General features: G+C 70.1%; 11 protein-coding genes. 7 read left to right on the top strand and 4 right to left on the bottom strand.

Features of this window, described 5'->3' with window-relative positions; translation table 11 throughout:
• Nucleotides 1–36 precede the first annotated feature (36 nt).
• The gene (locus FMQ63_RS09785) at nt 37–2,394 is read left to right on the top strand and encodes a hypothetical protein (protein ID WP_225909290.1); all 2,358 of its coding nucleotides are present in this window, start codon (nt 37–39) and stop codon (nt 2,392–2,394) included.
• A gap of 95 nt (nt 2,395–2,489) precedes the next feature.
• Here FMQ63_RS09785 and FMQ63_RS09780 read toward each other — a convergent pair whose 3' ends face one another.
• From FMQ63_RS09780 to FMQ63_RS09765, 4 genes are all read right to left on the bottom strand, one after another.
• Nucleotides 2,490–3,383, bottom strand: coding sequence for a hypothetical protein (locus FMQ63_RS09780; protein ID WP_011553964.1), 894 nt, complete (start codon nt 3,381–3,383; stop codon nt 2,490–2,492).
• A 105-nt stretch (nt 3,384–3,488) separates the two neighbouring features.
• Entirely contained in the window at nt 3,489–5,732 is a 2,244-nt protein-coding gene (locus FMQ63_RS09775; RefSeq protein WP_020478110.1) for a serine/threonine-protein kinase, read from the bottom strand.
• The gene (locus tag FMQ63_RS09770) at nt 5,729–7,393 is read right to left on the bottom strand and encodes an adenylate/guanylate cyclase domain-containing protein (protein ID WP_026114112.1); all 1,665 of its coding nucleotides are present in this window, start codon (nt 7,391–7,393) and stop codon (nt 5,729–5,731) included. The genes FMQ63_RS09775 and FMQ63_RS09770 overlap by 4 nt, the downstream gene beginning before the upstream one ends.
• A gap of 107 nt (nt 7,394–7,500) precedes the next feature.
• Nucleotides 7,501–8,412, bottom strand: a complete 912-nt coding sequence (locus FMQ63_RS09765) for a hypothetical protein (protein WP_011553967.1) — start codon at nt 8,410–8,412, stop codon at nt 7,501–7,503.
• Nucleotides 8,413–8,483: 71 nt separating this feature from the next.
• Here FMQ63_RS09765 and truD point away from each other — a divergent pair, with 71 nt between their 5' ends.
• The 6 genes from truD (at nt 8,484) to FMQ63_RS09735 (ending at nt 15,827) form a co-directional block, all read left to right on the top strand.
• Entirely contained in the window at nt 8,484–10,118 is a 1,635-nt protein-coding gene (gene truD, locus FMQ63_RS09760) for a tRNA pseudouridine(13) synthase TruD (RefSeq protein WP_011553968.1), read from the top strand.
• Between the two features lie 111 nt (nt 10,119–10,229).
• Nucleotides 10,230–10,799 carry an RNA polymerase sigma factor gene (locus tag FMQ63_RS09755; RefSeq protein ID WP_225909977.1) on the top strand — a complete coding sequence of 190 codons (570 nt, stop codon included), beginning with the start codon at nt 10,230–10,232 and terminating at the stop codon, nt 10,797–10,799.
• Nucleotides 10,796–11,299: a hypothetical protein gene (locus FMQ63_RS09750; protein WP_011553970.1), complete on the top strand. Its 504-nt coding sequence runs from the start codon at nt 10,796–10,798 to the stop codon at nt 11,297–11,299. The genes FMQ63_RS09755 and FMQ63_RS09750 overlap by 4 nt, the downstream gene beginning before the upstream one ends.
• Nucleotides 11,300–11,306: 7 nt before the next feature.
• The gene (locus FMQ63_RS09745; protein ID WP_194866438.1) at nt 11,307–12,734 is read left to right on the top strand and encodes a hypothetical protein; all 1,428 of its coding nucleotides are present in this window, start codon (nt 11,307–11,309) and stop codon (nt 12,732–12,734) included.
• Nucleotides 12,735–12,966: 232 nt separating this feature from the next.
• A complete protein-coding gene (locus FMQ63_RS09740; RefSeq protein ID WP_026114114.1) occupies nt 12,967–14,313 on the top strand; it encodes a 2Fe-2S iron-sulfur cluster-binding protein in 1,347 nt (448 codons plus the stop codon).
• Nucleotides 14,310–15,827 carry an FAD-dependent oxidoreductase gene (locus tag FMQ63_RS09735; protein WP_011553973.1) on the top strand — a complete coding sequence of 506 codons (1,518 nt, stop codon included), beginning with the start codon at nt 14,310–14,312 and terminating at the stop codon, nt 15,825–15,827. The genes FMQ63_RS09740 and FMQ63_RS09735 overlap by 4 nt, the downstream gene beginning before the upstream one ends.
• Nucleotides 15,828–15,832: the final 5 nt, after the last annotated feature.

The following is a 15,832-nucleotide window of genomic DNA, read 5'->3' as shown; positions in this document are numbered from 1 at the left end:
CCCACGTGCAGGAGGCTTCAGCCCAGGGGGACGCGCATGAAAGTGGTCAACAAGCTGCTGGAGAAGCTTCCCGACGTCGTGGCGGGCAAGGTGCCCGACGTGAAGCTGCAGGACCAGGACATCAAGGTGCCGCTGGCCCAGGGGACCTTCACGGAAGAGAAAATCCTTCCGCCCAAGCTCGCCATGCACGGCTTCACCCTCTCCTTCGAAGCCACCGGCGAAGCGTCCATCCGGAACTTCAACTCGCTGGGCGACGTGGACGAAAACGGCATCATCGGCGAGCCGAGCCCGGAGAGCGCCGAGCCAGGGCCCCGGCCCCAACTGCTGCTGGGCAGTGACATCGGGTGGATGCGCTACCAGGTGTCCGCGCGCGTGAAGGCCGCCGTGAGCGCCAGCCTGTCCTTCCTCGCCTCCGAGAACCAGACGGAGCTGTCCGTCACGCTCAGCGACTACCGCGCGCATCCGCTGGGCCAGAACATGCGTGAGGCCGTGCGCTCCGACCTGTCCGAGCTGCGGCTGATGCAGGCCACCGACCTGGCCAAGCTGACCACGGGGGACGCGGTGGCGTGGCAGGTCCGCGGCGCGCTCCACACACGGCTGGAGCTCAACTGGGCGGACATCTTCCCCACCAACCTCAACCGCCTGGGCTTCCTGCGCGGCAACGAGCTGCTCGCGTTGAAGACCAGCGCCAAGGCGGGCCTGTCCGCCCGGGTGTCCCTCACCGACGACTACCAGCTCAGCTTCTCCCGTCCCCGTGCCGGCCGCATCCAGGTCGCCGTGCGCAAGGTGAAGTCCCATGAGCAGGCGCTCTCCGCCGGCCTGGGCATCACCGTGGAGCTGCTGGACCCGGCGACGGTGAAGGCCCAACTGGGCCAGTTGCTGGAAGCGCTGCTGGGGCCCGTCCTTCGCGACCTCGTCAAGAAGGGCACCACCGCGGTGGAAATCATGGACGGCCTGGTGGACAAGGCCAGCAAGGCGAAGCTGGACGACAATCAGAAGAAGGTGCTGGGCCTGGTGCTGGAGCGCCTTGGCATCGACCCGCAGCTTGCGGACCCGGCCAACCTTCCGCAGGCCTGGGCCGACTTCAAGGCCCGCGTCGCAGAGTCGCTGGAGAACGCCGTCCGCACGCAGGTCGCCGAGGGCTTCGAGTACGAATACCTGCGCCTGTCGGAGACCTCCACGCTGCTGGAGGTCGTCGTGGAGGACGTCACCGCGATGCGCTTCCACGAGTCCCTGCTCAAGGGCAACCTGGTGGAGCTGCTGAAGTGGATGAAGAGCCTCCCCGCCCAGCAGAGCGAGTTCGAGCTGCGCAACTACCTGCACGCCACCACGCTCACGCGCCAGCAGGCCATCGGCTTCTCACTGGGGCTGGGCTCGTTCGAGCTGCTCAAGGCGAAGAACGTCAGCAAGCAGTCCTGGGTGACGCAGGAGAACTTCCAGGGCGCCCGGCGCATGGCGTTCCTCGGACGCCGGGGCTACGAGGACAAGCTGCTGGGCACCCGCGGCCAGTGGGTGGTGGACCTGAAGGCGGACATGACGCGCTTCTCTCCCACCCCCGTGGCCTCCGACTTCGGCTACGGCCTGCACCTGATGCTGTGGGGACGGCAGAAGAAGCTGTCGCGCAAGGACCTGCAGCAGGCGGTGGATGACGCCGTCGTCTGGGGCGTGCTGGACGCGAAGGACGCGGCCACCGTCATCAGCACCATGCAGGAGGACATGGGCAAGCACCCCATCGAAACGCGGCTCGAGCTGAAGATGGCGGATGACTCGTTCCGCGCCCTGGTGCCCCGCATCCAGACGCTCGAGCTGTCCCGCTTCTCACGCGCCCTGGCCCGCGCGCTGCCCTGGAGCGAGCAGCTTCCCCGCGCCTCCGCCGAGTTCCGGCGCGCGGTCTACGCCCCCATCTGGGAGGCCTACCTCCGCGAGGTGCAGGAGCAAGGCAGCCTCATGCTGAATGACTTGTCACCCAGCCGCGCCGCGCAGATCGCCAAGTGGTACTTCCAGAAGGACCCCACGGTGCGCGACCTTGGCAAGGACCTGCAGCTCATCGAAAGCGAGTGGCGCCCGGGTGGCGGCAACTTCAGCTTCGCGGAGGTCATCTCCAAGAACCCCAACACGCTCATGCGGTGCAGGAACTTCGTGAGCGGCATGGTGCGCCTGCGCCGCGCCATCGACGAACGCAAGGCCCCGGACGAGCTGCGCACCGTGTTCGGCGAGCTGGAGGGCATGTGGACCACCGGCTTCCACCTGCGCGCTGCGGGCTCCCTGCTCTCGGACCTGGCGCAGTCCACGCCGCTGGGCCTCGCCGGCGTGGAGCGGACCCTCACCGTGCGGGTGGCGGACAGCGAGGAACAGCTCGTGTTCTCCACCGCGCGAAGCACCGGAGCCGCCTGAGCGAGTCCCGAGCGGCCCGGGCGTCAGTGCCCGGACCGCGAGGCCTGGCGGCGCATCACGTTTCTGGCGCGGCGGTACGGCCCCCGCCGCGCGTCTCACAGCGCCCCTGACAGGACGACGGCCGCGGCCATGGACAGCACCCCGGCCGCCGCGAAGTGCCGCCAGGCCCGGCGCGCCAGCGTCCCACAGGTGGCCGGAGCCTGGGGTCCCAGCACCAACATCGCGGGGCCGCCCTCCCGACCGACCAGGGCGTAGCTGCCCTCGACAGGGCCCCTCCGGAGTTCACCCACCACGAGGCAGGATTCGCCCACCGCGCCCACGCGCTCCCAGGACAGGGCCTCCGGGTGCGCCGTCTGATACCAGGACGCGGGCACCGTGCCTGGCAGGGCCTTGCACCGGCGCACCTCCACCGGAGCCATCAGCGACGCGGGCGAAAAGGACACCGAAGCATGGAGGCGCTGGCCACGCAGCGCCAGTACCGGCGCATACGCGCGCTCACGCGACAACAGCGGCCCGCGCCGGCCGTCCGCCGCCACCTCGCGCACCTCCGCGTCGAAGAAGACACACGGCACGCCACCGGGCGACGTCAACGTCGACTCCGCGTCCAGGACGCCGTGGTAGACGCCCCAGCCCGGGGATGCACCGGCACGCAGGGCCTCCACCGCTTCATCCAGCGGCACCGGCGCCGAACCCCGCAGCACGTTGGCCCGGGTCCGGGCCCAGGCGCCCCGCAGCGCCAACCCCGCGGCCAGCATCAGCAGGACAGAGCCCATGGCCTTCACGGCCGTCTCCGAGGCCAACACCGCTCCGGTCCCCTGGACGTGCCGCAGCACGACGAGCGACACCCCCGCCAGAAGTCCGAACCACAACAGAGGCACGCGGTAGGGACGGGACGTCACGTCCTTGCGCCCGTAGGCGAAGGCCACCACCAACAGTCCCAACAGGCACGCCGCGTAGACCGGCGTCAGTGCCATGCGCCACAGCTCCATCCCCGTCCCCCTGAAGGCTCGGCACGGACGCCCGCGAGGCGGAACATGCCGAGAGCAAGGTGGGGATGGAGCGGCGTCCGCGCAAGCCTTCGCCTGCCGTGCGGGCTACTCGGGGCTGGCGGCGACGCGGCGGACGGGCCGGGGCATCAGGTGCCCCCGGACCTTCAAGTCATCGAACGAGCAGGACAGGTTGCGGCAGCCCAGGGCCACCTTGCCCACGCGGTCCTCCAGGCCCACCAGCAGCTTGCGGGCGTAGCGCTCGTTGTTGAGGAACGCCTCCACCAGCACGCCCGAGCTGTTCCGGCGCATCTGCAGCCGCACCTGGTAGGGGCCGTGGGCCGGCAGCGGCATCTCGTCCTCGACGAGCGCCTCCGTGTCCTGCGCGCTGTTCCCCACCACCTCGCGCCCGTCCGGCATGAAGTAGCGCCACGACAGCCGCATGCCCACGTCCGGAATGGCGAACGCGGAGACCTGCAAGTCCTTGATGCGGAACGCCAGCTCGCCGTAGTGCTGCGCATCCGCTTCCTGCGCGTACTCCGGTCCCAGCCGCGCCACGTCCATCAGCACTTCGGCCGTGAAATCGTTGGACGAGAAGTAGCGCTGCGCGATGTACGCGCGCGGAATCAACCGCCGCCCATTGGTCTCCTTGCCCGCCTGCAAGGCCTGGAGCTCCCCATCCACCAGCCGCCATTGGCCACTATGGACGTTGACCTCCTCGTTGCCCTCGTTGAAGCCCAGCTCCAGGCGCGAAGTGCCCCCGGCCTTGGCGGGCGCCGCGAAGGAAAGCGATGAGAAGACCTCGCCGTAGGTGTTCGGCGGCAGCACCCGGTTGCCGGGCTTCACCTGGATACCCTTCGTGCCGATGATGACGCGCTGGTCGTCGCCCAGGTGGAGGCTCACCGGCCCCACGAACCACCGGACCGCGAAGCCCAGCAGCGCCAGCCCGCCCACCACCGACAGGCCACCGCGCACGCGCCGCCAGCCCGAACGGAGCTGACGCGACAGCGCGGTCTGCCGCCCCGGCCGTACCGACCGCGCGGCCGCGGGCACCATGCGGCCGTCCAGGTCGCTCTGCGGGATGCCCGGCGCGGAGCTGGTGGAAATCATCGCCTCCAGCGCGGCGCACAGCTCGCTGGCCTTCTCGTAGCGCGCGGCCGGGTCCTGCTCCAACAGGCGGTCCACCACCGGGTCCACGCGCGGGTCCAGCCCCGGCACCTTCGAGGAGGGCAGCTTGAAGCGGCCCAGCGGAAGCTCCCCGGTGAGCACCTCGTAGAGGATGATGCCCAGCGAGAAGAGGTCCGCGCGCCCGTCCACGTTCTTCGCGTCGCGGCGCTGCTCGGGAGCCATGTAGTTCAGCGTGCCCATGGCCACCGACGTCGCGGTGAGCTGCAGGCGCGAGTCCGGCGCGCGGATGCCCGCGAGGCCGAAGTCCGCCACCTTCACGTGCCCCCGCCCGTCCAGCAGGATGTTCTCCGGCTTCAGGTCGCGGTGGATGATGCCCTTGTCGTGCGCGCACTCGATGGCGCGCGCCACCGCCAGGAGGAGCTTGATGCCCTTCTCCGGCGGGAGCCCGGCCGACATCGCCTCGCGCAGCGAGCGGCCTTCCACGTACTCCATGACGAAGTAGTAGTGCTCGCCCGCAACGCCCCGGTCGATGATCTGGATGATGTGCGGGTGGTTGAGCGCCGCCAGCGCCGTGGCTTCCTTCTCGAAGCGCGTGACGAACTCCGGGTCCTTCGCCAGCCGCGGCGGCAGCAGCTTCACCGCCACCGTGCGCCCCAGCGACTGCTGCCGCGCGAGCCACACCTCGCCCATGCCGCCGCGCCCGAGCAGCTCCAGCAGCTCCAAGCCCGGCAGGTCCACCTTGCCAGCGCCCACGAAGGTGCTGTTCTCTTGCGCGTTCAGCTCCGAGTGCGCGGTGTCCGAGCCCGTCTTCGCGGACGAGCGCACCAACGTCTGGTCCACTGACGCGTCCGAAGCGCCGTTGCTGGAAGGCATGGCCACACCGCTGGTCCCCGGCGCCGCCACGCCTGGCAGCCCGTTCACGCCACCGGGAGGCGCGGAGCGCACGGGCTCCGGAGCGCGAGAAAGGGAGATGTCGATGCCTGGCTCCGGCTCCGCGTGAGGAACCACCGTCACCACGCCGGAGGTCCCATTGGCCGGAGGGCGCTGCTCCTGGATGCCGCTGCCCGTGGGCACCATCGTGTTGCGCGCCACCTCGGCGGCCACGTCACCCCGGCGGGCCTCGAACCGGATGCCGCAGCGGCACTGGACACGCTGGCCGCTCACGTAGACGCGGATGTCGTGTAGATGGCCGCAGTTGGGGCAGGCCTGCGTCGTCGGACTCATGCGCGGCGTGAGGAGGAAGCGGCGGTGGTGTACTCCAGCCCGTGGACGCGGTAGGTCGGCACGGCCTTCTCCTTGCCCTTCACCTGGAGGGCCGGCAGCCCCTCCACGTCGAAGCCGGCGCCCGCCCTGCGCACCGTAGACTCGGAGGCCAGGACCTCACCGCTCTTCGCCATGCCACACAGGCGCGAGGCCGTGTTCACCGTGTCGCCAATGGCGGTGAACTCGTGGCGCTCGGCGCTGCCCATGTAGCCGACAACGGCCTGCCCGGTGTTCACCCCGATGCCGACCTCGATGGGCTGCTTGCCCGCGGCCACGCGGCGGCGGTTCAGCTCATGCACGGCGTCCTGCATCTCCAAGGCAGCCCGAAGCGCGCGGGCGGCATCGTCCGGGTGCGACAGCGGCGGCCCCCAGACGGCCATGACACAGTCCCCAATGAACTTGTCCAGGTTCCCCTCGTGGCGGAACACCACCCCGGCCATGGCGGTGAAGAATGCGTTGAGCATGTCTACCACCTCTTGCGGAGAATCGTTCTCCGAGATGGTGGTGAACCCGCGGATGTCCGCGAAGAGGCAGCTCACCTCCGCCAGCCGGCTCTGCGCCAGGTCTTCCGTCTCACCGGCGATCACCGCGTCGGCGACGGCCTTGGACAGGAAGCGGCTGAGCTCCGCGCGCGTCACGGCCTCGGCGCGAATCTGCTCGGCCAGCGCCGCGTTCTCCAGCGCGATGCTCGCCTGCGAGGCGATGCCGGAGAGGATGGTCAGGTCCTTCTCCGAGAAGGCGTTGATCTGCTGCCGGCTGTCCAGGAAGAGCACCGCCTGAATCTTCCCGTTCACCTTCAGCGGCACCGCCATGGCGGACCGGATGCCCTGTGCGACGATGCTCTCCGCCGCGGAGAAGCGCTCGTCGATGATGGCGTCCGCCGTCAGCACCGCCTTGCCCGTCTCCACCACGCGCTTGAGCACGGTGTCGGACAGCATGACGTTGACGGCCTTGTCGGAGCGGTGGTGCACCGCCGACGGGATGAACTCGCCGTCCGCGGCCACCTTCAGGATGACGCCGTGGTCCGCGGCCAGCAGTTGGAAGGCCACTTTGAGGATCTGCTCGAAGAGCCCCGTCTGGCTGCCCTGCAGGCTCACCTGGCGGTGGAACTCATGGGCGATGCGCAGCTTCTCGTAGTCGCGGCGCAGCGCCTCCACGTCCGACACCTGTTCGGCGGGCCGGAAGTTCTGCGGCACCTGGTCCATCTGCGCCAGGAAGGCCGGCATGGAGATGGACTGCGCCACCACCGTCACGCCCGGCGCGGTGGGCGCGTTGGCCGGCGCCACCGGCTCGCCGCTGTGGAAGATGAGCCGCGAGGCGCCCAGGGAGATTTCGTCCCCGTCGCGCAGCTTGAGCTCCTTCACCCGGCGGCCATTCACGAAGGTGCCGTTGGACGAGCCCAGGTCCTTGAGGATGAAGTCCTTGCCCACGCGCTCGATGACCGCGTGTTCCTTGGAAACCTCCCGGTCCACCAGCCGCAACGTGTTGGACGGATGCCGGCCCAGGGACGTCGCCGGCCCCAGGGGAAACTCTCCGAGCGTGCCATCCGCGAAGCGCCCTGTCAGTCGGGGGCCGCGAATCTGCCCGGGTTTGGGAGCGAACGGGACGGGGGACTGGCTCACGCGGAAATCCTCACCGGCCCGGACACTACCAGAGGCCATCGGCACCGGGGAACGCTCGGAAATCACCACTGCACTTCCGAGCAGCGTCCGCCTGGCGGGACGGCTCCTCAGCGACCGGCCGTCGGCTTCCTGTCCGAACCGCCCGCCCGGATGGCCAGGCCCACTGAAGGCATCACGGTAACGCCCCCCAGGTTCCGCTCCATCCCGAAGAGCTGCGGCCTGCTCCGGAAGTAGCCCCCCGTCACCTCGGCGAAGAGGTGGACGTACCGGTAGCCCACGGCGATTCCCAGCGTGGAGCCCACGAAGTGGCTGCCCACCGTCGCGGGAAGCCTCGCGTCGAAGCCTGACACCGGCTTCCCCTGCTGGGAGTAGTCCACCAGCCGCGCGTCCAGCCGGGTGCGACTGTAGATGTACTTGGGCGCCGCGTAGAGCTTGAAGACGTCCCCCCAGTCCGCGCTGAGGTACAGGGGCACCTCCACGTCGTAGCGGCTGAAGTCGTTCATCTCCACCACCTCCAGCACGTCCAGGACCGGACTGCTGAAGAAGTGCTTGGACACCCCCACCCCCAGGGCCATGTCGAAGGAGCGCTGGCCCAGCTCCAGATAGCGACCCACCTCATCTCCGCCGTGGGCCAGTTGGAACTTCAGGTCCCCGCGCAGGGAGATGCCGCTGTAGCGCAGGCCCACGTCCAGCCGGTCCACCACTCCCACCCGGACCATCAGCTCCGGATTGACGCCCGGCGGGGCCACCATCAGCGCCACGCCCGCCGTCAGCAGCTCCTGCTGGTCCTCCTCGCTCAGCGTGTAGGGGCGGTCATTCACCACCGCGTCCCGGGCCGCCTCCCCCTGCTCGATGCCGGCGTCCACCACCCGGACCAGGGCCCCCACCGGGACGAAGGCCCCCACTCCGCCCGTCACCTGGACCTGCCCCGGCGCCAGCGTTCGGGCCGTCTGCTGCGTGGACAGCGTGGAGGCACACCCCGGAGTCAGGGCCAGGAGCAACAGGGGAAGAACTCGCATGGGAGGTCACGTTATCCCCTTTCTGGCGCAGGTGCTTCATTCCGGGGCGCCGCGCTGGTAAGGGGGGCGCCGTGCGAATCAAACAAAAGCCCGAGGACTTCTCCGTCAAGGAGTCATACCGTTTCGACGAAGTCGACTCGGGACGTCACCGCGTCTACCTGATGGACAAGCAAAAGCTGTCCACGTTCGACGCCGTGACCCGGCTGCGGGATGCGTTCGGGCTCAAGCCCGGCGCCATCAGCTACTGCGGCCTCAAGGACAAGCAGGGCCGGACCGAGCAGATCATCGCGGTGGACGGCGCCGACGTGGACATGCAGGAGCCTGACCTGCGGCTGAAGTACCTGGGCCGCACGGACAAGCCGCTGTCCGCCGCCAACATCACCTCCAACCGCTTCTCCGTCACGGTGCGCGCGCTCCAGCCGGAGTCGCTGGGGCCCCTCAACGTGGCCGCCGCCGAGGTCAACCGCCTGGGCGTCATCAACTACTTCGACAGCCAGCGCTTCGGCTCGCTGAAGCACGGCCAGGGCTTCATCGCCAAGGACCTCATCCGGGGCGACTTCGAGGCCGCGCTGCACAACTACATGGCCAAGCCGTCCGAGCTGGACCGGACGGAGGACGCCAAGATCAAGGCCTTCTGGAAGGAGAACTGGGGCCGCTGGGACGCCCGCGTCCCCTACGAGGGCACGCGCAAGTACCACCGCGTCCTCAAGTCCCTGCGCGATCAGCCGGGTGACTACCTGCGCGCCTTCATGCAGATCGACGCGGACTACCGCGCGATGCTGATCTTCACGTACCAGAGCTTCCTCTGGAACGAGGGTGTGCGGCGCTACCTCCAGCTGATGCTGCCGCGCGAGCACCTCTTCCCCATGCGCTACCAGGCCGGCACGCTGCTGTTCCACCGCGACGCCAGCCCGGAGGTGCTCCGCACGCTGCGCGACGCCTCCTTCCCCCTGCTCGCGCCGAACTCGACGTTCAGCGACCCGAAGGTGGAGGAGGCCGTGCGCTGGGTGCTGGGCCGCGAGAAGCTCCAACTGTCGGACCTGCAAGTCCCCGGCGCCGAGCGCAGGCTCTACTTCAAGCACGAGGAGCGGCCCCTGCTGTCGTTCCCGCACAAGCTCGTCGTGGGCCGCACGCAGGCGGACGAGCTCAACCGCGACGACATCAAGGTCAACATCGCCTTCACCCTGCCGCCTGGCGCCTACGCCACCCTGGTCATCAAGCGGCTGTTCCACTTCGATTACGCCGAGGACAGCGCGGAGACCATCCGCGCCTCGCAGCGGCCGAAGCTGGCGGAGGCCGAAGCCGCCGCCGCGCACGAGCCCTCCAGCCGCCGGGGCCCGCCCCGCCGTGACGCGGACGGCGCGCGCGCCTCGAGCCGTAGCGCTCCGGGCACGGAGACCCGCCGCCGTTCGTCCGGAGACCGCGACACGCGCGCGCCCGCCGGCAACCGCGATGCCCGGGGCGCAGGCGCTCCGGGCCGCCGCCGCACCGGTCCGCGCGAGGTGGAGCTCCTGGAGCCCGCCTCGGGCCGCGCCCGCACCCTGGCCGCCAAGGCCCCCGCGCCCGCCAAGGCCGCGGAGCCCGCCGCGCCGCTGGGCTTCCGTGAGCGGCAGCGCCAGCGCAAGGACGCCCGCTCGGCCGCGCGCGCGGAGACCGAGGCCAAACGTGCAGCCAAGGCCAAGCCCGCGAAATCACGGAAGAAATAGAGATGTATCTCCCGGATGCAATGGGCGGACGGGCGCGCCGTAGACCCAGGCGTGAACGCTCTTGCCCTCGACGACGCTCCCGGGACGCTTGCCCATGCCATCGGGATGCTGATGGCTGAGGAAGCTCCTCCGCTTCCCTGGAAAGCGGACGTGCAGGCCGCCCGCCGGGGTGACCCGTCCGCTTTCGAGGCCTTGGTTCGCAGCGTGCAGCGCCCTGTCTACGGCCTGGCGCTGCGGCTGCTCCAGAGCGAGGCCGAGGCCGCGGAGGTGGCGCAGGAAGCGCTGCTTCGCGCCTACCAGAACCTCCACCGCTACGACGACGCGCGCCCGTTCGACCTGTGGGTGCTCGCCATCACCCGCAACCTCTGCCTGGACCTGCTCCGCCGCCGCACCAAGGTGCGCACCGAGGAGCTGGAGCCCATGAAGGAGGTGCTCCCCAGCGGCGAGGCGTCGCAGGAGGAAGGCGCCATCGCCCGCGAGGAGCGGCAGTCGCTGGAGGAGGCCATGGCCACCCTGTCCGTCGAGGACCGGGAGGTGCTCGCCCTCTATTACGTCCAGAAGCGCACGACGAAGGAGATCGCCCAGATCATGGGCTGTGCGCCTGGCACCATCATGGCCCGGCTCTTCCGGGCCCGTGAGAAGCTGCGCAAGAAGATGACGGCCGAGGAGGCTCCACGATGAATCCCCACCTGTGCCCGGACCTCGAAGTCCTCTTCACGGAGCTGGAAGCCGGTGAAGGGCCCGCGCTGGACCACGCCGCCGAGTGTGCCGCCTGCGCCGCCGTCCTGGAAGAGCACCGGCTGATGGAGCAGGACCTGTACCGGCTGGCGGATCCCCTCCCCCCGCCCACCCTGGTGGCCAGCGTCATGGCGCGCGTGTCCGCCGAACCCGTGCCCCGGCGCCGCGAGGTCTGGTCCGGGCTGGCCATCCTGCTGACGTCGATGCTGGGCGGGCTGGGCTACCTGGTGATGAGCGACCAGGCGCTCGGCCGGCTGGGAACCGGGCTGGCCTCCGTCCTGGTGCAGGGGCGCCCCTTTGTTGAAGGCGTCCTCAGTGGCGCCCACGCGCTGTGGTCCACCGCAGGCCTGACGGTGGCCTGCTCTCTCGCCTTCCTCCTGCTGACATCTCTGTACGGTCTCAAGCGGCTTGTCGGCACCGGGCCCACTCCTTCCGAAGCGTGAGCGAACCATGAAGCTCCTTCCTCGAATCCTCTTCCCCGCTCTGCTGCTCGGCGCCCCCCTGGCGCTTGCCCAGGACACGGCGCCCCATGCCGGCGTGACGGCGCCCGCCGCGAGCACCATCGACATCAGCTTCCGCGGCACCCTGCGCGACGCACTCAAGACAATCGCCGACAAGGGGGGCCTCAACCTGGTCGTCACCGGCGACCTGGACTCGCCCGCCGAGGTCCACCTGCGCGGCGTCACGGCGAACCAGGCCCTGCGCACCGTGGCCCGGGCGTACTCGCTGCGCCTGGACCAGGACGGCACCATCTTCACGTTGCGGCCCATGACGGCGCAGGAGAAGCACGCCGCCGAATCGGGTGAGTCCGAAGCCAACGCCGACGCCGCATCGGTCGCGCCGCCCGTGGCCAGCGATCCTCCGGAGATGGCGATTCCCGACCTCCCGAACGCGTTCTCCGAGGAGACGCGGAACGAGATGAAGCGCGCCCGGGACGAGATGAAGCGGGCCCGCGACGAGGTGCGGCGCAACATGCGTCGCAACGGCAGCCGCAACGTGGTGGCGCGCGGACAGAACCTGGAGGTGAAAGACGGCCAGACGGTGGAGAGCGCCGTGGTGTACGGCGGCAACCTGGTGGTCCACGGCCACGTGAAGGATGACGCGGTCGCCTTCGGCGGCAACCTAGAGGTCCACGGCCGCGTGGACGGGGACGCGCATGCCTTCGGCGGCAACGTCATCCTGGGGCCGGACGCACACGTGGAGGGCGACGTGTCTGCCTTTGGCGGCTCGGTGGAGCGCGACGACGACGCCCAGGTGGAAGGCAGCATCGAGTCCTTCGGCGGCGCGGGCATTGGCCGCATGGTGGCCAGTGAAATCAAGAAGGGCGTGAAGGAAGCCAAGGACCCCTCCGAGAGCCGGAGGGACCGCGACGATGACGGCGTGGGCCTGGCGGGCTTCATCCTCACCTTCGCGATGCTCTTCGGGCTCGGCTTCCTGGGACAGATGTTCTTCCCCGCGCGCATGAAGCAGTTGGGCGAGGAAGTGCGCCGCAAGCCGGTGCAGGCGGGGCTCACCGGCTTCGTGGGACTGCTGGCGATGATTCCCCTCACGGTGGTGCTGTGCATCACCATCATCGGCATCCCGGTGGCGCTGGTGCTGTGGATGGCGGCCCCCGTCGCGGCGGCGCTCGGCTACGCGGCGGTGGCGAGCGAGCTGGGCACGCGGTTGCCCATCTTCCGCGGCCGGAAGACGCAGGCGGTGGTGCTGGCCCTGGGGCTGCTGGTGCTGATGGTGGTGGGCTCGCTCCCCATCGTCGGCCCCCTCATCACCACGCTGGTCGGTTTGATGGCCCTGGGTGCGGTGGTCCGCACCCGCTTCGGGCAGCGGCCACAGGGCATGCCCGAGCCCGTCATTCCCTCGAGCGAGCAGCCTGTCTGACAGGGATTGCCGGGTGCTTTGCCCGGCGCGTCATGCACGGACGTAAGTCTTCAGGGGGACTGTCCCGGGCGCAACACGGCCCGAGACGGTCCCCTCTCGTTTTACGGTGTGCGCCTTAGCCAAGGTCGGGCGCGCCATCACCGCGCCTATCAGCCAGGCGTGTTGGGCATGGCGCGTCATGCCGTCAGAGGCTTTGACCGCCCGGTCCGCGTGGGCCATTTTGGCACACCCTATGCGACGCCTTCCCGACGTACCGCCGCGCGGCCGGGCCATCACCGTGGACCTCGAGGGCGAGAGCCTCCCCGCCATCGAAGGTGAGCCGGTGGCGTGCTCGCTGATTGCCGCGGGTGAGCCCATGCTCGCCCGCTCCATCAAGTACCACCGGCCGCGAGGCCCCTACTGCTTCGCCGGGGCCTGCTCGCATTGCCTGATGCGGGTGGACGGCGTGCCCAATGTCTACGCGTGCCGCACGCCCGCGCGGGACGGCATGAAGCTGGAGCGGCAGAACGCCTATCCCTCCGCGAAGGTGGACATCTTCGAGAGCATCGACTGGTTCTTCCCCAAGGGCATGGACCACCACGAGATGTTCGCCGGCGTCCCGGTGGCTGAGCAGGTGATGGCCAAGGTGGCGCGGCAGCTCGCGGGGCTGGGCCTGCTGCCCAAGACGCCCGCACCCGCGACGGCGCCCGCGCGCACGGTGCGCACCCGCGTGGCCGTGGTGGGCGGCGGCGCGGCAGGACTGGCGGCGGCGCGCGTGTTGACCGAGCGGGACGTGGGCTTCCTCCTCATCGAGCGGGACGACGCGCTCGGCGGCCGGCTCGCGAACGGCGCGCCGGAAGCCGGCGGCCCCAGCCTGGACGACATCCACCGCATCTCCCCCAGCAGCGTGCTCACGCGGGCCACCGCGCTGGGCCTGTATGACGACGAGGCGGGGCGCTTCCTCGCGGTGGGCACCTGGGAGGCGGACGCGCCACGTCTGGTGAAGGTGTACTCGGAGCGCTTCCTGCTCACGCCCGGCGGCCATCCGCCCACGCTCCCCTTCGAGAACAATGACTTGCCCGGCGTCTACGCGGGACGCGCGGCCAGCCTGCTGCTGCGCCGCTACGACGTGGCGCCGGAGACAGCGGCGCTGGTGGGCTGGGGCGCGGAGTTGCACGCGCTGGCGAACCTGCTCCAGGAGCGCGGCACGAAGGTGGTGGCGGTGGTGGACCTGCGGGACACGCCGCCGGCGGGCACCCATGCCACGGCGGTGCGAGGCAGCGAGCCCAAGGCCCATGGCCTGCGCGGCGTGAGCGCCTTCAGCTACACGCGCGAGGGCGGCGGACGCGAAAAGGTGTCGTGTGACGCGGTGCTGGTGTCCGTCCCCGTCAGCCCCAGCTTCGAGCTGGCGCGGCAGGGCGGCGCGAAGGTGCCGTTCGACGAGAAGCGCGGGCTCTTCGTGGTGGAGACGGACGCGGACGGGCGCACCCAGGCGCCGGACGTGTACGCCGCGGGTGACGTCACGGGCGGAGGCACCGCGAAGGACGCGGCGGCGGCCGGACGGCGCGCGGCCCAGGCGCTGGTGGGAGGGCTGTCATGAGCAAGGCGATGATCTGCTCCTGTGAGGACGTCACCGTCGACGACATCCGTCACGCGGTGTCCCGGGGCTTCTGCGACGTGGAGTCGGTGAAGCGCTACACCGGCTTCGGCACCGGCATCTGCCAGGGCAAGAGCTGCACGGCGGCGGTGGCCGCGCTGCTGGAGAAGGAGAAGGCGCTCAAGCCCGCGGCCGTGGTGCCCTTCACGCCGCGCCCGCCGCTCTACCCCACCGAGCTGCGGATGATGGCCTCCGCGCCCGTGGACGAGTCCCAGCCGCCTGTGGGCGGGCTGCCGCAGGAAGTGGACGCCTTCCCCGCCGCGCTGCGCCCGGAGGGCCCGGTGCCCGCGAAGGCGAAGGTGGTCATCATCGGCGGCGGCATCATGGGCCTGGCGCTGGCGTACAACCTGGCGCGCGCCGGTGAGACGGACGTGGTGGTGCTGGAGCGCGGCTACCTGTGCGCGGGCGCGTCCGGCCGCAACGGCGGCGGCGTGCGCATGCAGTGGGGCACGCCCTCGCTGGTGGAGCTGGCCAAGCGCTCCATCGAGCTGATGAAGGGCTTCGCGCGCGAGCTGGGCATCAACGTCTGGCTGCGCCAGGGAGGCTACATCTTCCTGGCGAAGACAGCGCCGGTGGCCCAGCGGCTGGAGCGCAACGTCTCGCTGCACAACCGCTTCGGCGTCCCTACCCGGCTCATCACCCCCGACGAGGCACGCGGCATCGTCCCCGGGCTCACGATGAAGGACTGCCTCATCGCGTCCTACAATCCCGAGGACGGCGTCATCTTCCCCTGGCCCTTCCTGTGGGGCTACGCGCAGGGCTGCCAGAAGCGCGGCGTCCGCGTGGAGACGTACACGGACGTCACCGGCTTCGAGACCAGCGGCGGCCAGGTGCGCAAGGTGAAGACGACGCGCGGGGACATCGCCTGCGACACCGTGGTGCTGGCCGCCGGCGCCTGGAGTCCGCAGGTGGCGAAGCTGGCGGACGTGAAGCTGCCCAACGAGCCGCACCGCCACGAAATCCTCAGCACCGAGCCGCTGAAGCCCTTCCTGGGGCCGCTGGTGTCCGTGCTCGACAGCGGGCTGTACTTCAGCCAGTCCATGCGCGGCGAAATCGTGGGCGGCATGGGCGACGCCAAGGAGCCCGCGGGCCTCAACATGGGCAGCACCCTGCGCTTCGTGTCGCGCTTCGCGCAGGCGCTGATGGAGCAGTTGCCCGAGGTGGGCCATGTGAAGGTGCTGCGTCAGTGGGCCGGCTGCTACGACGTGACGCCGGACAACAACCCGATTCTGGGACGCACCCCGGGACTGGACAACCTGCTCCAGATGTCCGGCTTCGTGGGCCACGGCTTCATGATGGCCCCCGCCGTCGCGGAGCGGATGGCGAAATGGATGGCCACCGGCGAGTCCGACGAGCTCTTCACCCGCTTCAACCTCCGACGCTACTCTGACGCGGCGGGCCATTCGCGTGACTTCGGCACCGGAACGCTGGAGCGCGAGGACATGGTCATCGGCTGAGCCCC

Origin of the sequence: Myxococcus sp. CA005 (assembly GCF_006518205.1) — a bacterium.
Taxonomy (GTDB): domain Bacteria; phylum Myxococcota; class Myxococcia; order Myxococcales; family Myxococcaceae; genus Myxococcus; species Myxococcus xanthus.
Note: the sequence above shows the minus strand (reverse complement) of the source record. Positions and strands in the feature narration are given on the sequence as shown.